Annotated in this window: 15 protein-coding genes and 1 riboswitch; of the genes, 3 read left to right on the forward strand and 12 right to left on the reverse strand. The window is 71.0% G+C overall.

Going from position 1 to position 16126, the window contains the following annotated elements; genetic code table 11:
- Positions 1 to 7 precede the first annotated feature (7 nt).
- The 5 genes from F603_RS0109805 to F603_RS0109825 all read right to left on the reverse strand — a co-directional run bounded on the left by F603_RS0109805 (position 8) and on the right by F603_RS0109825 (position 5611).
- Positions 8 to 1186, reverse strand: a complete 1179-nt coding sequence (locus F603_RS0109805) for a hypothetical protein (RefSeq protein WP_019545833.1) — start codon at positions 1184 to 1186, stop codon at positions 8 to 10.
- Between the two features lie 90 nt (positions 1187 to 1276).
- Positions 1277 to 2254, reverse strand: coding sequence for a C40 family peptidase (locus F603_RS0109810; protein ID WP_019545834.1), 978 nt, complete (start codon positions 2252 to 2254; stop codon positions 1277 to 1279).
- Between the two features lie 344 nt (positions 2255 to 2598).
- Positions 2599 to 3627, reverse strand: a complete 1029-nt coding sequence (locus F603_RS0109815) for a C40 family peptidase (RefSeq protein ID WP_026328287.1) — start codon at positions 3625 to 3627, stop codon at positions 2599 to 2601.
- Positions 3628 to 3984: 357 nt separating this feature from the next.
- A complete protein-coding gene (locus F603_RS0109820; RefSeq protein ID WP_019545836.1) occupies positions 3985 to 5352 on the reverse strand; it encodes an NYN domain-containing protein in 1368 nt (455 codons plus the stop codon).
- 19 nt (positions 5353 to 5371) lie between these two features.
- The gene (locus tag F603_RS0109825; RefSeq protein ID WP_019545837.1) at positions 5372 to 5611 is read right to left on the reverse strand and encodes a hypothetical protein; all 240 of its coding nucleotides are present in this window, start codon (positions 5609 to 5611) and stop codon (positions 5372 to 5374) included.
- A gap of 204 nt (positions 5612 to 5815) precedes the next feature.
- On the opposite strand from F603_RS0109825, the gene F603_RS0109830 reads away from it, so the two are divergent.
- Positions 5816 to 6598, forward strand: coding sequence for a rhomboid family intramembrane serine protease (locus F603_RS0109830; RefSeq protein WP_019545838.1), 783 nt, complete (start codon positions 5816 to 5818; stop codon positions 6596 to 6598).
- Positions 6595 to 6876 (forward strand): Lrp/AsnC family transcriptional regulator, encoded by a 282-nt coding sequence (locus F603_RS0109835; RefSeq protein WP_016906930.1) that lies wholly within the window; start codon positions 6595 to 6597, stop codon positions 6874 to 6876. Before F603_RS0109830 ends, F603_RS0109835 begins: the two co-directional genes overlap by 4 nt.
- Positions 6877 to 6889: 13 nt before the next feature.
- Here the strand turns inward: F603_RS0109835 and F603_RS0109840 are convergent, their stop codons facing one another.
- The 6 genes from F603_RS0109840 to ctaE all read right to left on the reverse strand — a co-directional run bounded on the left by F603_RS0109840 (position 6890) and on the right by ctaE (position 14064).
- On the reverse strand, positions 6890 to 8170 hold the full coding sequence (locus tag F603_RS0109840) for an aminotransferase class V-fold PLP-dependent enzyme (RefSeq protein WP_019545839.1): 1281 nt from the start codon (positions 8168 to 8170) through the stop codon (positions 6890 to 6892).
- 225 nt (positions 8171 to 8395) lie between these two features.
- Positions 8396 to 8515, reverse strand: a riboswitch (SAM riboswitch).
- Positions 8516 to 8608: 93 nt separating this feature from the next.
- On the reverse strand, positions 8609 to 9673 hold the full coding sequence (gene trpD, locus F603_RS0109845) for an anthranilate phosphoribosyltransferase (RefSeq protein WP_019545840.1): 1065 nt from the start codon (positions 9671 to 9673) through the stop codon (positions 8609 to 8611).
- Positions 9674 to 9840: 167 nt separating this feature from the next.
- Positions 9841 to 11472, reverse strand: coding sequence for a cytochrome bc1 complex cytochrome b subunit (gene qcrB / locus F603_RS0109850; RefSeq protein WP_019545841.1), 1632 nt, complete (start codon positions 11470 to 11472; stop codon positions 9841 to 9843).
- Positions 11469 to 12539 carry a cytochrome bc1 complex Rieske iron-sulfur subunit gene (gene qcrA, locus F603_RS0109855; RefSeq protein WP_026328288.1) on the reverse strand — a complete coding sequence of 357 codons (1071 nt, stop codon included), beginning with the start codon at positions 12537 to 12539 and terminating at the stop codon, positions 11469 to 11471. The genes qcrB and qcrA overlap by 4 nt, the downstream gene beginning before the upstream one ends.
- Positions 12536 to 13348 (reverse strand): cytochrome bc1 complex diheme cytochrome c subunit, encoded by an 813-nt coding sequence (gene qcrC / locus F603_RS0109860; protein WP_016906925.1) that lies wholly within the window; start codon positions 13346 to 13348, stop codon positions 12536 to 12538. The genes qcrA and qcrC overlap by 4 nt, the downstream gene beginning before the upstream one ends.
- Before the next feature lie 98 nt (positions 13349 to 13446).
- Positions 13447 to 14064, reverse strand: a complete 618-nt coding sequence (gene ctaE / locus F603_RS0109865; RefSeq protein WP_019545843.1) for an aa3-type cytochrome oxidase subunit III — start codon at positions 14062 to 14064, stop codon at positions 13447 to 13449.
- Positions 14065 to 14250: 186 nt separating this feature from the next.
- Here ctaE and F603_RS0109870 point away from each other — a divergent pair, with 186 nt between their 5' ends.
- Entirely contained in the window at positions 14251 to 14664 is a 414-nt protein-coding gene (locus F603_RS0109870) for a response regulator transcription factor (RefSeq protein WP_019545844.1), read from the forward strand.
- A 108-nt stretch (positions 14665 to 14772) separates the two neighbouring features.
- Here the strand turns inward: F603_RS0109870 and F603_RS0109875 are convergent, their stop codons facing one another.
- Positions 14773 to 15984, reverse strand: coding sequence for an Ig-like domain-containing protein (locus tag F603_RS0109875; RefSeq protein WP_019545845.1), 1212 nt, complete (start codon positions 15982 to 15984; stop codon positions 14773 to 14775).
- Positions 15985 to 16126: the final 142 nt, after the last annotated feature.

The following is a 16126-nucleotide window of genomic DNA, read 5'->3' on the forward strand; positions in this document are numbered from 1 at the left end:
CACGGGGCTACCCGAGGACGCGCGCCACGTACGCCCGCCACTCGGCGGTGAACTTTGCTTCGGAGAGCGCGAGTTGGTCCTTCAGCGCCCGTCCCGCGCCGTGCCCGGACGCGGCGTGGACGGCGAGGAGGCGCTCCGCGCCGTACCGCTCGGCGAGCAGGCGGCAGGCGAGCCAGGCGCCTTCGTACGCGTGCGCGAGCGTCTCCGCGCCGGCGTCGAAGCGGAAGTCGGCGTCGGTGGGCAGGCGGTGCGGGGCGCGGCCCTCGCCGACGGCGCGGGCGAGTTCGGGGGCCGCCGCGCGGGGCGGGGTACCGGCAGCGCGGTGGGCCACCCAGTCGGCGAGGCCCTCGGAGAGCCACATCGGCGTACCCGGGTGCGTCTCGTCGCGCGCGGCGATGTGCACGGTCTCGTGCGCCACGACGAACTCCCTGCCCCCTTCGCTGAGTTGCCCGTACTCCTCGGGGTTGACGACGATGCGGTCGGGCGGCTCCTCCGCGCCTCGTGTCTCGCCCGTCGTCACGGCGGCGACGCCGCGCAGGAGTTCGGGCTCGGAGCCGAGGAGGCGGCCCATCCCGTCCAGCCCGCTCGGCACTTCGAGGACGACCCGGCGCTGCCACCCGCGCGGCCAGTACCTCTCCGCCTCCGCGACGGCGCGGTCCGCCGCCGCGGCCAGCTCCCGCAGCTCTGCCGCGGGCCTTCCGACGCCGAGCACGAGGCTGCGCGCGCCCCGCTCCTGGACCACCTCGCCCTGCGTCCAGATGCCGCCGCCCGCGCTCCCGGCGAGCGCCCAACCGCCCGCCGTGCGGCGGAACTCCAGCCGCTCCACCGTGCGCGAGGCGCCGCCGTCCCAGCCGCGCAGCCGCTGGTGGAGCACGGCACGGGCGGTGTACCCGCCCCGGCCCGAGGGCGCGGCGTCGACGAGCCGCAGCCGCCAGTCGGTGAGCGGCAGCCGCGTCAGGTTGCGGAAGGCCATCCGGGGCGTGCTCCTCGCCCCGGGCGCGAAGGTGGCGAGGTAGGCGCGCTCGTCACCTTCGAAGAGGGCCTCCGACTGGCGGTCGAGTACGCGCTGGAGCTGCCGGAGCGCCACCGTCGGCGGGGAGTCGGCAGCAGCGAACCCCAGGAGTACGGCGAGGACAGCGACGCCGCAGATCAACCTGCGCACCCGCGCGTCCGCACCTCCGTCCACCCGGCGATCGTACGGGCCTTCGGATGCGTCCCCCGCGCCGCCCTTCCGGGTGTGGGCCGCCGCGCACGGGAGGCTCCGCGCCCTCGCCGCTCACGGCCGCGTCACCGAGGAGACCGGCATCATGCCGACGGGGTCGAAGCGGACGGCAGCTCCCGGATGGGGCGCGTGGACCACCTGGCCGTTGCCGACGTACATGCCCACGTGGCTCGCATCGGAGCGGTAGAGCACCAGGTCACCCGGCTTCGCCTGGGAGAGCGGCACCTGGCGGCCGGCGGAGCGCTGCGCCTGCGAGGTGCGCGGGATCGAGACGCCCGCCTGCGAGTACGCCCACTGCATGAGCCCTGAGCAGTCGAAGGAGCTCGGCCCCGTGGCGCCCCACGAATAGGGCGAGCCCAGCGCCGACTTGACCGCGGAGACGGCCGAAGCGGCGTGCGCCGAGGACGCCTTGCCGCCGCCCGCCTCGCCTGCCTGCGCCCGGTCGCCCGCGCGGGAGCCGCGCTCTCGCTCGGCCCGTTCTTTCGGGGTCAGCTTCTCGAGCAGCCGCCGCGCCTCGGCGAGCTTGTGCTGCACCCCTGCCTTGCGCTTCTTCAGCTCGCGCTGCTCCGAGCGAAGGCGGCCCAACTTGCCCTTGGCCTCGGTGCGCTGCTGGTCGAGGGCGCGCTGGGCGCGCTGGAGCTGCCCGAGCCCGGTCGCCTGGCGGCTGCCGATGCGGTCGAGGACGGCGGCGCGGTCGAGGTAGGTGTCCGGGTCGCTGCTGAGCATGAGCATCAGGGCCGGATCGACGCCGCCCGAGCGGTACTGGGCGCCTGCCACGGCGGCGAGCCCCCCGCGCATCCTGTTCACCTTCGCCTGGCCGCGTGCGACCCGGTCCTGGGCGTGCTCGACCTGCTCGCGGAGCGAACCGGCGCGCTCGGCCACCGCGTTGTACCTCTCGGTCGCCTTCTCCGCCTGGGCGTAGAGGCCGTCCACCCGCGAGGAGACGGAGGCACGGGAGGCTTCGTCGGCCGGCTCCGCGCCTGCGGGCGCTTGGCCGAGCACGGCCGTGGCGCCGGCTGCCGCGGAGAGCACGGTGGCACGGAAGGCCGGACTCTGCCAGGGCCGGCCGCTGCTGCGTCGGGGAGACCTGTGGGATGCCACTTCGGGACGTGTCCCTTCCTGCTGGGCGAACTGCGCCAGCAGAATGTAGCCGCGTAGTGACAGTCGGTCCAAGAAGCGCGGCGGGTGCGGAGATCGGGACATCTCGCATCCAACTGCCGCCTCCCGCAGGTCACCAGGGCACCACCGGCGCCGACACCCCTCCCCCGCTTTCACCCGGAAGAACGAAAAGGGGCCGATCTCCTGCGACACCAGGGCCTGTTGAGCAAGCCGAGGCGCCGGAGAGACCGGCCCTTGCGCCGTACGAGGGCGTCGGATCAGACGCGGGCGCCGAACATGAACGGCATGTTGTTGATCGACTCGAAGCGGACGTTCGCGCCGGGCTTCGGAGCGTGGAGGATCTGCCCGTTGCCGGCGTAGAGGCCGACGTGGTGCAGGTCGTCGTAGAAGAAGACGAGGTCGCCCGGGGCGAGTTCGTTCTGCCCGAGCCGGCTGCCCGCGTTGGCCTGGGCCTGGGAGGTGCGCGGCAGCGAGACGCCGGCCTGCTGGTACGCCCAGGAGGTCAGCCCGGAGCAGTCGAAGGAGCTGGGCCCGGTCGCGCCCCAGACGTACGGCGAACCGATCTTGCCCTTGGCGGCGCTCAGCGCGGCGCCGGCGCGCGAGGAGGACGAGGAGTCGTTGCCGAGGTCGACGCGATCGCTGGAGGCGCGGTCGGCGCGCTCCTGCTTCTCCGCCATCCGCTCCCTCTCCTCGGCGGTGAGGGTGTTGAGGAGCGACTGCGCCTTGGAGAGCTTGCCCTGGATCTTCTGCTTCTTGTTGCCGAGCTCCTTGCGGGTGTCGGCGAGGTCCTTGAGCTTGTCGGACGCCTCGGAGCGCTGCTGCGCGAGCGAACGCTGCTTGCCCTGGACCTTCTTGAGCGCCTCGGCCTGCTTGCTGGTGAGCTGGTCCATCGTGGCGGCCCGGTCGAGGTAGTTGTCCGGGTCGGAGGAGAGGAAAAGCTGCACGGACGGGTCGACGCCGCCGGAGCGGTACTGCGCCGTGGCCATCGAACCGAGGCCTTCCCGCATCTCGTTGAGCTCCTCCTGGCCGCGTGCGACGCCGTCCTGGAGGTTCTCGACCTGCTTCTGGAGCTTCTTCTGCTTGTCCTTGGCGCCGTTGTACTTCTCGGTGGCGCCCTCGGCCTCTTCGTAGAGCTTGTCGACCTTCGCCTTGACGTCCTTCTTCGACGCCTGCGGGTCTGCGTGTGCGGCCTGGGAGGTGAGAGCGGCCACGGCTGCTGCCGCGGACACGGTGAAGACGCTCATGCGTGCGCGGCTCGGCTGCTTGGGACGACGGTGGGACGCCACTGGGGCGAGCTCCTTCTTCCTCAGCCGCCTGCCGGTCGGTCAACTCCGGCTCCGCGGCGCCCCGCTGGGAGGACCAGTGCGGCGTGCGGAACTAGGCGGGCCTCCGCTGTCACCCCGGATAGGTGATCAACCGAGCGAAGGTTCGAGGCCAGACACTAGCCACGCCAAACTGATCGGATCAAATCCCCTGGGAAAAAACCTGTGGCGCCACGGAATTCTTTACTCACATCCCACGCGCAGCGATGGGAGCGTCACGCTCCGCCGACGAACTCGCCCGCCACAGCCGTCTTTTCACCTCATGCCCATCCGACGGTGTCCCAATCCCCACACGTGCGGACCGGGTTGGCCACAACCCCCTCAACTCCGCTGCAGTCGGTTGAGCAACAGCGCCGAGGCGACGGGACGCGCACCCGCTGCCGCGCACCCGTCGGCGACCTCCCGATCGGAGGAGACGACCACGACCGGCCGCCCCGGCGGCTCGGCACGCACCAGTCGACGGATCAACTCGTCCGCCGTCTCCCCCGGTTTGGAGAAGAGCACCCGCACCCCGCGCGGCGGCGCCAGCAGCACGGGCGCGAGCAGCTCCGCACCGTCGAAGACGCACGTGACCTCGGCGCCCGACTGCGCCGCGAGCCCCGCGAGCCCACCGAGCAGCCGCAACCGCTGCTTCTCCAGCGGCAGCGAGGGGTAACCCGACTTGGTGACGTTGTAGCCGTCGACGACGAGGTGCGCCTGCGGCAGCTCCAATAGCTGGTCGAGGAGGGCGGGATCGGTCGCGGCGAGCGCCCGCGCCGACACCTCCTTCGGGGAGAGCCTCCCCGGCTCGACCGCGTCGACCGTCTCGGCCGGCCTCGACTCGACCGGCGGCAGGGCGAGTTCGCGCCGCAGCCCCCGAGCGGCGTCGAGCACCGTGTCGAGGAGCAGCCGCACCCGCATGTCCTCCACGCTGCGCCCCTCGCGGGCCGCCCGCCGCCCGGACTCCAACGCCGACTCCGCCTCGGCGAGCCGCGCCCGCAGCCGCCGTGCCTCGCTCTCGGCCGCCGCCTGCTCGCCGGCCGCCGACTCGCGCGCCGCCTCCAGCTCCTCGCGGAGCTTCCGCACGGCCGCCTCGCCGCGCTTGACGTCGCTCTGCGCCGAGCGCAGCTTCCTGCGCACCGCTTCGGTCTCCTTGCGCGCCGCCTCGACCTCGGTGCGCTGCCGCTCGGTCGCGGCCCGCGCGGCGGTGCGCGCCTGCTCCAACTCCTCGCGCAGCCGTACGAGTTCGCGCTGCGTCCGGTCCTCCTCGTGCTCGGCCTGCGCCCGCTGCGCCTCCTCGCCCGCCGCGGTGACGAGCTTCGACCAGCCCGCAGGGCGAAGCACGTACGCCAGCGCCGCGACGTCGACCGGATCGGCGGCCGGCGGCGGAGTGCCCTGCTCGACGGAGTCCGCCAGCTCCCCGAACCGCTCCCTGAGCCGGGCCGCGATCCGGGAGCGGAAGGCCGCGTCGCTCTCCAGCGACGCGGCCATCGCGTTGGCACCGAACTTGGTCCGGCGCTGCGGGGTGAACCGGGCGTACGGGCGCAGTGCGGCGGGGAGTTCGGCCGGGCGGAGCCCGCCGAGGACCTCGCCCGTCAGCGCGACGACTCTGCGCCGCACCCGCTCGGCGAGCGGCCGGTCCAGCCCTTCGGCCGCCGGCTGCTCATCCCCGGCCGACGGCTCGGCGCCGTCGCCCGTCGTGTCCTCCACCGCTCAACACCGCCGTCCGTCAGCCGCCCGCGCCTGGTCGGTCCACCAGCTCCACCTCGTCGACGGTGTTGCACCAGCGACAGCGGACCGACTCGATGTTCTCACTGAGGACATCCTGCTCCTCGACGTTCGCCGCACCGGCGAGGTCCAGGTGGACGTACTCCACCACCTTGCTGGAGCGCGTGACGTCGAACCTCGTCAGATTGCCGCACAGGGTGCAGCGCCAGCGGGTTTCCGTCGTGGGCGTGGGAACCGCCATGTCTCCCTCATTCCTCGGAACGTTCCGCACCGCAAGGCGACGCTGCCTCACGGTCCCTACGGTCCGCCGGGCCGTTCGAACCGGCGGCGAGCACGCCGGTTCCGCGCGGTCAGGAGGTACGGAGGCGCAGCAGCGCCTTCCGTCAACCCTACGGCCTGCCGGTTGCGGCGTGTGTCGAGGAGCCTGCCCCGTAGTCGAGCCGTCATGATCCCGCCCATGGACGAGTCAGCGGACAACCACGGCACACCTCGCACATCCGACACAGCAGGGCCGCCGGACGCGCCCGGCGAGGAGCCCGGGCCCCACCGCCCGCTGCTCACCTACGCGTTGCTCCTCGCCTGCTTCCTCCTCTTCCTCCTCGGCCCTGCCTCCGGCTTCCTCCACGTCTACGGGACGGGCGAGGCCGTACGGCACGCGCAGGCCGCGTACTTCCACCGCTGGGGCGTGGTGCCGGAGGCGCTCTGGCGCGGCGGGCTCCGCCAGTTCCTCACCCCGCTCAGCGCGCTCTTCCTCCACGGCAACTGGCTGCACCTGCTCGGCAACCTGCTCTTCCTCTACGTCTTCGGCGGGATGGTCGAACAGCGGCTCGGCGCCCTGCCGTTCGCGCTCTTCTACCTGTGCGTCGGCTACGCGGCGATGCTCTGCTACGCCGCCGCGCACGCCGGCTCCGCCGAGTCCCTCGTCGGGGCCTCGGGCGCGATCTCGGGGCTCCTCGGCGCGTTCCTCTACCTCTTCCCCCGCGCCCGCGTCACCAGCATCTTCCCCTTCCTCCTCTTCCTGCCGCTGCGCTTCCCCGCCTGGCTGGTGCTGCCGTTCTGGGTGACGCTCCAGTGGCTCGCGGTGCGGCAGGACGCCGAGGGCCCGGGGGTCGCGTACCTCGCTCATGTGGCGGGGTTCACCCTGGGGTTCCTGGCCGCCTGGGCCTCCTGCCGGCGAGCTAGAGTGACCGGGCCAGCCCCGGCGTCCAAGGGAGAGACCCAGCCGTGATCACCTCGATCGTGCTCATCAAGACCAGCACCGAACGCATCCCCGAGATCGCCGAACAGATCGCGGCGCTGGACGGCGTCAGCGAGGTCTTCTCGGTGACCGGTGCGCACGACCTGATCGCGATGGTCCGCGTCGCCCGCCACGACGACCTCGCCGACGTCATCCCGGGACGGATCAGCAAAGTGCCGGGTGTCGAGTCCACCGAGACGCACATCGCCTTCCGCACCTACTCGCAGCACGACCTGGAGGCCGCCTTCGCCATCGGCCTCGATTCCTGAGCCTCCCGACGACTCAGCGCGCCAACTCCCCCACGGCACGCACCAACCGCTCGACGTGCTCGGCAGGCGTCCCCGCACCGAAACTCGCCCGCACGGCGCCGCCGCCGTCCCCGCACCCGGCGGGCCCCTCCTCCTCCAGCAGCGCCCGCACCAGTGGATGCGCGCAGAAGAAGCCGTCACGCACCCCGATGCCGTACCGCCCGGCGAGCTCCGCCGCGACGTGGGCGGCCGGCAGGCCGCGCACCGTGAAGGAGACGACGGCCACCCGGTCCGCCTCCGGCCCGAAGAGCGACAGCACCGAGACACCCGGCACCGCCTCGAGTCCCGTACGCATCAGGTTGAGCAGCCGCTCCTCACGCGCCGCCAACCGCTCGCGCCCCGCCTCGGTGAACGCCGTGCACGCCGAAGCGAGCGCCACGGTGCCGAGCACGTTGGGCGACCCGGCCTCGTGGCGGGCCGCGCCCGAGCGCCACGCGACGTCGAGCCGGCCGTCGGCCGTGCGCTCCACCGCGCTGCTCGCACCTCCCCCCGCGAGGTACGGCTCGGCCTCCTCCAGCCAGTCGGCCCGCCCCGCCAACACCCCTGCCCCGAACGGCGCGTAGAGCTTGTGCCCGGAGAGCGCCACCCAGTCGACGCCCCATCCGGCCACGTCCACCCGCCGGTGCGGCGCGAGCTGCGCCGCGTCGACGACGGTCCGCGCACCGTACCTGCGCGCGACGGCGGCGAGGCGCTCCACGGGCCACACCTCCCCCGTCACGTTGGAGGCGCCCGTCACGCAGACGAGCCGCGGTCCTTCGGCGGCGTCGGCGAGCGCCCCCTCCAGCGAGGCCACGGCCTCGGCAGGCGAGCGGGGCGCCGGCAGAACGGTCGTGGGATGGTCGCGCCAGCACAGCAGCGAGGCGTGGTGCTCGCTTTCGAAGACGAACACCCTTGTGCCGCTCGGGAGTGCGGCGGCGAGCAGGTTCATCGAGTCGGTGGTGGAGCGGGTGAGGACGAGTGCGTCGTCCGGACGGCAGCCGAGGAACGCCGCGACGGTGGCGCGGCTGCGTTCGTACGCCTCGCTGGAGAGCTGCGAGAGGTACCCCGCCCCCCGGTGGACGCTGCCGTAGTACGGGGCGAACGCCGCCACGTCGTCCCACACTCGCCGGAGCGCGGGGGCGCTCGCGGCGACGTCGAGCGCGGCGTACGGCACCGACCCGCCGTCGCGCAGCGGTACGTGCACGTCGTCGCCGAGGACGGGCAGCGGCGCGTGCTCTTCGAACGGGCGGGCCGGGACATGGGTGGGTATGGGCATGGCGCAACTCCCCTGGTGACAAGGCGGATCGGCTCGACCGCGCGCTCCGGTGCGGCGAGCTCCGTGTGAGGCGACCCCGGCCGAGAGCGGCGGGGGCCGGCGCGACGACGGCCGCGCCGTGGGCCGAGGCGGCCCGTGGACGGTGGCTCGGAGAAGGGGCGTACGCCCTACCGCATTCGCCGGCTCATGGGTGGCTCCTCGAAGGACCAGGGACCCCTGGCAAGAGATCCGCGCTTGCCGACGGCCCTGCTTGCCGACGGCCTGGTCATCACCCGGGGCACCCCGCCACGGAAGGAGGGTTGCCGGACAGCGGGCCGGGGCCCGTCGACGCTGTCACTCGTGACCTGCCGGGATTATGGCACACCGTGGTGCACCGCGGCACCGCCCTTCTCACCACGCGGACCGGGCCCCGCGCGGGGGCCCGGTCCGGCGGCGTTGTCAGCGCGTGCTGGCGGCGATCCAGCGCTCCAGCGCGGCGCGCGCCGCACCCGAGTCGATCGACTCGGCCGCCTTCGCCAATCCGGCCGTGATCCGCACCGTCAACGGCTCCTCGGTCGGCTCCAAAGCGGCGAGTGCCGCAGCGGAGTTGAGGAGGACGGCATCGCGCACGGGACCGTGCTCGCCTTCGAGCAACCGCCTCGCGACGTCCGCGTTGTACGCGGGGTCGGCACCGCGGAGCGCCTCCACGGGGACGCGGGCGATACCGACGTCCCGCGGATCGAAGGACTCGCTCCGCACCTCGCCGTCGCGGACGAGCCACACGGTCGACGTGGACGTCGTGGTGAGTTCGTCGAGCCCGTCGTCACCGCGGAAGACGAGCGCCGACGAACCGCGCTCCGCGAGCACCCCCGCGAGGATCGGTGCCATCCGCGCGTCGGCGACGCCCGTCGCCTGCGCGGTCACCCGCGCCGGGTTGGTGAGAGGGCCGAGGAAGTTGAACGGCGTGGGCACGCCCAACTCCCTGCGCGCGCTCGCCACATGGCGCAGCGACGGGTGGAAGCGCACCGCGAAGCAGAAGGTGATCCCCGCCTCCTCGGCGACCTCGGCCACCCTGCGCGGGCTCAACTCCAGGTTGACGCCGAGCTTCTCCAGGACGTCCGAGGCGCCGGAGGCGCTGGAGGCCGCACGGTTGCCGTGCTTGACGACGCGGGCACCGGTGCCGGCGACGACGATCGAGGACATCGTCGAGATGTTCACCGTACGGGCGCGGTCGCCGCCCGTGCCCACGATGTCAAGCGCGGGCCCCGGCACGTCGATGGTGAGCGCGTGCGCGTACATGGCGCGGACCAGCCCCGAGATCTCCTCGACCGTCTCGCCCTTGGCCCGCAGCGCGACCGCGAAGCCGGCGATCTGCGCGTCGCTCGCCTCCCCGGACATGATGCGGTCCATCGCCCACGCGGACGCGTCCGCGGTGAGGTCGCCACCGGTGAGGAGGGTGCCGAGGAGGTCCGGCCAGCTGTGCGCCGCCGCGGTGTCGCCTCCGGCGGGTGTAGCAGCGCACATGGGGATCACTCCTGGCGTTCGTCCGTGGTGGGCCCGCAGCTCGCGGGCGTCCCCACCTTATCGACAGCCGCCCGCGCCCCGTGCCGCGCCCGCACTGCGGACGTGCCGCACACGCGCAGGGCCCCGGAGACGAACTCCGGGGCCCTGCGCGGCGACAGCGGGAGATCTCAGTGGTGGCCGTGGCCGCTGGTGATCTCCTCGTACTCGGATGCGGACGGCTTGGGGATCTGCGCCTGCTCGCCGTAGTACCCCTTGGAGAGCCGCGCCCGCAGCTTCTCCACCCTGCCCACCTTGCGCTCGACGCCGTTGTCGTCGGTCTGCGGGCCGATCTCGCGCGGCTGGTACTGCTCGTGCGCGGTGAGCGTGTGCAGCTCGTCCTGCGTGAGCGGCTCGTGCACCTCGACGAACTCACCGTGCGGCAGCCGCTTGATGATGCCGGACTCGCGCCCGTGGAGCACCTTCTCCCGGTCCCTGCGCTGCAGTCCGAGACAGATGCGCCGGGTGCACCAGAACACGACGAGTGGGACGACGAAGAACCCGATGCGCACGAACCACGTGATCGAGTTGATCGAGAGGTGGAAGTGCGTCGCCCAGAGGTCGTTGCCGCCGCCGACGAGAAGGACGAAGTACCAACTGATCCACGCCGCACCGAAACCGGTACGGGTCGGCGCGTTCCGCGGGCGCTGCGCGATGTGGTGCTCCCGCTTGTCCCCGGTGACCCAGGACTCGATGAACGGGTAGACCGCGATCGCCGCCAGCACCATCGGGAAGATGATCAGCGGGACGAAGACCCCCAGTGCGAGCGTGTGCCCCCACAGGTTGATCTCCCAGCCGGGCATCGCCCGGATCAGCCCCTCCGAGAAGCCCATGTACCAGTCGGGTTGGGCGTTGGTGGAGACTTGATCCGGTCGATAAGGCCCCAGCACCCAGATCGGGTTGATCGTGAAGACCGCGGAGATCACCGCGATCACGCCGAAGACGAGGAAGAAGAACCCTCCGGCCTTCGCCATGTACACCGGCAGCAGCGGCATCCCGACGACGTTCCTGTTGTTCCGTCCGGGACCCGCGAACTGCGTGTGCTTGTGGTAGAAGACCAGGATCAGGTGGGCCACCAACAGCGCCAGCATGATGCCCGGTAGCAGGAGGACGTGCACCGCGAAGAATCGTGGAATGACGTCGTGGCCCGGGAACTCCCCGCCGAAGAGGAACATCGACAGGTAGCTGCCGACGATCGGCACCGAGAGGATCGCGCCCTCCATGAACCGGACGCCGGTGCCGGAGAGCAGGTCGTCGGGGAGCGAGTAACCGGTGAACCCGGTGAACATGCCGAGCACGAACAGCAGGAAGCCGAAGAGCCAGTTGATCTCGCGCGGCTTGCGGAACGCACCCGTGAAGAAGACGCGCATCATGTGCACGAACATCGCCGCGAGGAAGAGCAGCGCCGCCCAGTGGTGGATCTGCCGCATCAGCAGACCGCCGCGCACGTCGAAGCTGATGTCGAGCGTCGACGCGTACGCCTCCGACATCTTGATGCCCTGCATGGGCACGTAGCTGCCGTGGTACTCGATCTCGCCCATGCTCGGCGTGAAGAACAGCGTCAGGTAGACGCCGGTCAGGATGATGATGATGAAGCTGTAGAGCGCGACCTCGCCCAGCATGAAGGACCAGTGGTCCGGGAAGATCTTGCGCATGTTGGCCTTGGCGAGGGTGTAGATCCCCAGCCGGCCGTCCGCCCAGTCGGCGACCCGCTCGCCCGCGGGTGCCTTCTTCTTCTGTGCGGTATCCGTTGCGTTACTCATCCGCGCTCCCAGAAGGACGGGCCGACGGGCTCCTGGAAGTCGTCCTGCGCTTCGAGGTAGCCGTCCTTGTTGACGCTGATCTTCAGCTGCGGGAGCGGGTGTCCCGCGGGCCCGAAGAGCACTCGCGCACCGTCGGTCAGGTCGAAGGTCGACTGGTGGCAGGGGCACAACACGTGGTGGGTCTGCTGCTCGTAGAGGCTCACGGGGCAGCCGACGTGCGTGCAGATCTTGGAGTAGGCGACGATCCCCTCGTGGGACCAGTCGAGCTCCCGCTTGTCCTTGATGTCGTTCGGCTCCAGCCGGACGAGCATCAGCGAAGCCTTGGCGATCTCGCTGTGGAAGTCGTGGTCGTCCTCCTCCAAGCCCTCCGGCTTGGCGAAGGTGAGCGAACCGACCGAGATGTCCTCGGGACGCAGCGGCTGGTTGGTGTTCTCGTTCACCAGCAACTTGCCCTTGGACCACAGCGTGTGGCGCAGCTTGTTCTCAGGCAGCGGGCCGAGGTCCCGCAGCAGCACCACGCCGGAGAGCGGCACGAGGGCCACCGCGCCGAACATCGTGTTCCGGATCAGCTTGCGCCGTCCGAAGCCGGACTCCTTGGCGCCCTGGACGAAGTCGCTCTTGACCTTCGCCTCCATCTCGGGCTCGGCGGCGACCGAGTGCCGCTCGTCGATCATCTCCTGGTCGGACATGAGCGTACGAGCCCAGTGCACCGCACCGGCGCCGATGCAGAAGAGCGCGATGCCCAGCGTCACGCCGAGCGAGAGGTTGAGCGCGCTGACACGGCCGATCGGCCACACGTAAACGATCTTGTCGATCGGGAAGGCCACGTAGGACGCGATGAACGCGACGGTGGCCAGCATCGAGATGGCGAAGAGCAGCGCCACCGCCCGCTCGGACCGCTTGGCGGCCCCCTCGTCGATGTCCTGGATGCGGGGTTCGTGGGGCGGCAGTCCCGGGTCTGCGAACGGGTCGGGGGCGCCACCCCCGCCCGCGCGCTCTACACCGGAGCGGCGCTCCTCCGGCTGCTTGTCTTCTGACACGTTCTCGTCCGGTCCCTGGCTACTCATGACTTCTTGGCCTTTGCTGTCCGCGCGGCGACCCAGACAGCCACACCCACCAGCACACCCATGCCGAAGACCCAGGCGAACATGCCCTCGCTGACGGGGCCGAAGCCGCCGAGCGCGAAGCCACCCGGGCTCTCGGACTTCTCGCCGTTGGCTTCCTTGACGTAAGCGACGATGTCCTTCTTGTCCTTCTCCGGCAGCGCACCGTCGGTGAAGGAAGGCATGTTCTGCGGGCCCGTCTGCATGGCCTCGTAGATGTGCTTCGGTTCGACGCCCTCGAGGTTCGGCGCGGTCTTGCCGTGGGTCAGGGCACCGCCCTGGCCCGTGAAGTTGTGGCACTGCGCGCAGTTGGTGCGGAAGAGCTCACCGCCGTTGGCGACATCGGCACCGCTCGGGTCGTACTGCTCCTTGGTCGGCATGCTCGGGCCGCTGCCCAGCGAAGCGACGTACGAGGCGAGCTGGTCGATCTCGCTCTGCTCGTAGATCTTCGGCTTCGACGGTGCCTGCGCGCCCTGCTGCTGCATCGGCATACGACCGGTACCGACCTGGAAGTCGACGGCCGCCGCACCGACGCCGACGAGGCTGGGACCGTCGGTCGTGCCCTGGCCGCCGGTTCCGTGGCAGCTGGAGCAACCGACGTCGTAGAGCTTCTTGCCCTCCTCGATGGCGAGGGACTGACTCGACTCCTGGTCGGCCTTGGCCTCGCCCGAGGGGGCGAACGCGGTGTACAGCCCCCCGGTGACCGCCAGCGCGAAGAGTAGGACGACGAACGCCGCCAGCGGATGGCGCCGTCGTGCGGAGAGCTTTTTCACGGATTACCCCGGTGTCAGGATCTTCTGCGTCGATGCTTGCTTAAAGTCCATCTGTCGTGCGACACCGCGGAGACGCTGCGGAGCCGCCGCCCGATCAACTACTGGATCAGGTAAATCGTGGCGAAAAGGCCGATCCAGACCACATCGACGAAGTGCCAGTAGTAGGACACGACGATGGCCGCGGTGGCCTGCTGATGCGTGAACCGCCTCGCCGCGTAGGTGCGCCCCAGTACGAACAGAAACGCCATGAGGCCGCACGCCACGTGGATACCGTGGAAGCCGGTGGTGAGGTAGAACGCCGAGCCGTACGGGTCGGAGGAGATCGTCGTCCCCTCCATCACGAGCTCGGTGTACTCGAAGACCTGGCCTCCGATGAAGATGGCACCCATCACGAAGGTGACGATGAACCACGTCCTGAGCTTCTTCACGTCACCGCGCTCGGCAGCGAAGACGCCGAGCTGGCAGGCGAGCGAAGAGAGCACCAGGATCGTGGTGTTCGTCGCCGAGAAGGGAAGGTTCAGCTCACTTGCGTGCTCCTTCCAGAACTCGGCGCCGGTCACCGATCGCAGGGTGAAGTACATCGCGAAGAGGGCCGCGAAGAACATCAGCTCGGAACTCAGCCAGATGATGGTTCCGACACTGGTGAGGTTCGGCCGGTTGACCGACGGGTGCGCGTGCCCGGTTTCTACTGCTGTTGCTGTCGCCACGATCGACATTATGTCGGTCGCTTATCCCGCCCTCACTCCCGGGGTCCCGTTCGGTGTGTCCGTGCCTTGTGCGCTGCTCCGATAACGGCCGCACGCCCGCGTCAACCGGGTGTGCTAACCGGTGTTGACGGGGCGTCGGAGGGAGTAGCATCCGGGCCAGCCGGAGTGAACTCCCCCGACGGAAGCGGAGGAACGATGCAGCCGACCGCCACGGTGCTGGTCTACAGCGACGACGCCAACACCCGCGAGCAGGTGCGGCTTGCCGCCGGAAGGAAGCCGGCAGCCGACGCACCCACCATCGAGTACCTGGAGTGCGCCACCCTGCCCGCGCTGCTGAGCGCGCTGGAAGAAGGCGGCGTCGACGCCTGCGTCCTCGACGGCGAGACCTCCCCCGCAGGAGGCATGGGCGTCTGCCGCCAGATCAAGGACGAGATCTACGAGTGCCCGCCCGTGCTGCTGCTCATCGGCCGTCCGCAGGACGCCTGGCTTGCGACGTGGAGCCGCGCCGAGGCCGTCGTCTCGCACCCGCTCGACCCGGCCGCCGTCGCCTCGTCCCTCGCCGGGCTGCTCGGCCAGCCACGGCCGGGAGGGGCCCTGACCGGCGTCTGAGCCGGGCCCCTGGCCGCACGTACAGGGGCGCCGGGCCGTGTTACGGACGGCCCGGCGCCCCGTCGGTCTGCGCGGGCGGCAGCACCCGCTCCGTCGTTCCCCGCGCCCTCACACCTGCGGCCGCAGCCTCGCGGTTCCGCCCTGGGCGCCGCCCTGTTGGGCCTCGTTCTGCACAGCGCTGCCCTTGACCCAGTCCTTCCACTCCATGTTCCAGTCACCGAAGCCGTTGCCGAACGGGGCCATGTCCTCCCCCGCGGTGTTGACGTGCTCGACGAGGTCGCCCTGGCGGACGTTGTCGAAGAACCACCGGGCGTCCTCGGTGCTCATCCCGGTGCAGCCGTGGCTGACGTTGGAGACGCCCTGGTCCCCTGTCGACCACGGGGCTCCGTGCACGTACTCGCCGCTGTTGGTGAGCCGGGTCGCCCAGTGCACCGGCAGGTCGTACGAGTCGGAGCTGCCCGCGGCTATGCCTATGCTGCCGCTCGTCATCCGTACGAAGGATTCGCGGCCGAGCACGACCTTGATTCCGTTCCTCGTCTCGAAGCCGGACTTCCCTGTCGTTATCGGGAAGGACTTGACGACCTTGCCGTTCTTCTTGAACTTCATCTCCAGCGAGCCCGCGTCCGCGACGGCCTCGACGCGGTCGCCCGTGCTCATGGAGAGCGGCTTGGAGGAGCCGCCGTAGAGGCCCTTGCGGACCTTCAGGCCCTCCAGCGCGGAGTGGACGCGCACGGTGGCGTGCGCCGGCCAGTAGTCGCGGGGGCGGTAGTGCAGCTCCTTGCCGTCGACCCAGTGCCAGGCGCCCTCGGTCCACGGCTTCGTGCGCACCTTCAACGCGCGCTCCACCAGGTCGCGTTGGGCCGGGCTCTTCACCCGGTGGCTCAGCTCCGCCGTGATCGGCTGGCCGACCCCGTACCTCCCCTGCTTGGGTCCGAAGGCGACGGTGAGCTTTTTCCCCGCCGGCTTGGTCTCGAAGTGGAGGACGCGGCGCCCTGGTGCGCCCTCCCCGTTCTCCGTGCTGATGCTGACGGTGTACCGCACCCCGGCCGCCAGCGGGCTGGTGCTCCGCCAGCGCTGCCCGTCGGCGGAGAGCTCGCCCCGCAGAGCCCTGCCGGCCACGTCGGTGGCGAGGACGTCGGTGAGGGCGTCGCCGCCGTCCTTCGCCGTGACCTCCAGCGGCTTGTCCGGGTCGAGTGTGCCTCCGCTCCCCACCGCGTTGACGGCGACGCCGTCGCCCGCCTGGTAGGGACTCCCCGCGAGCGGGTCCTTGCCTCCGCCGGACGAGCAGGCGGCGAGCCCGGCGGCGGTGAGAGGGGCCATCAGCAGCGCGCAGCCGGTGGTTATCCGGCGCTTGGTTCTGTCCGAGCAGTGAGTCATACGGCCATGATGTGAGCGGTGGTCAGCTCCGGCCCGTCGGATGCCTGCAAACGGGTCGGCCCCCGGAGTGTCCGGGGGCCGACCC

Origin of the sequence: Streptomyces sulphureus DSM 40104, assembly GCF_000381025.1 — a bacterium.
Classification (GTDB): domain Bacteria; phylum Actinomycetota; class Actinomycetes; order Streptomycetales; family Streptomycetaceae; genus Streptomyces; species Streptomyces sulphureus.

What these genes read in the sequence shown, in the direction of transcription:
- F603_RS0109825 (WP_019545837.1), bottom strand. Translation starts at nt 5,611, where the DNA reads ATGGCGGTTCCCACGCCCACGACGGAAACCCGCTGGCGCTGCACCCTG.
- F603_RS0109830 (WP_019545838.1), top strand. Translation starts at nt 5,816, where the DNA reads ATGATCCCGCCCATGGACGAGTCAGCGGACAACCACGGCACACCTCGC.
- F603_RS0109840 (WP_019545839.1), bottom strand. Translation starts at nt 8,170, where the DNA reads ATGCCCATACCCACCCATGTCCCGGCCCGCCCGTTCGAAGAGCACGCG.
- trpD (WP_019545840.1), bottom strand. Translation starts at nt 9,673, where the DNA reads ATGTGCGCTGCTACACCCGCCGGAGGCGACACCGCGGCGGCGCACAGC.
- qcrB (WP_019545841.1), bottom strand. Translation starts at nt 11,472, where the DNA reads ATGAGTAACGCAACGGATACCGCACAGAAGAAGAAGGCACCCGCGGGC.
- qcrA (WP_026328288.1), bottom strand. Translation starts at nt 12,539, where the DNA reads ATGAGTAGCCAGGGACCGGACGAGAACGTGTCAGAAGACAAGCAGCCG.
- ctaE (WP_019545843.1), bottom strand. Translation starts at nt 14,064, where the DNA reads ATGTCGATCGTGGCGACAGCAACAGCAGTAGAAACCGGGCACGCGCAC.
- F603_RS0109870 (WP_019545844.1), top strand. Translation starts at nt 14,251, where the DNA reads ATGCAGCCGACCGCCACGGTGCTGGTCTACAGCGACGACGCCAACACC.
- F603_RS0109875 (WP_019545845.1), bottom strand. Translation starts at nt 15,984, where the DNA reads ATGGCCCCTCTCACCGCCGCCGGGCTCGCCGCCTGCTCGTCCGGCGGA.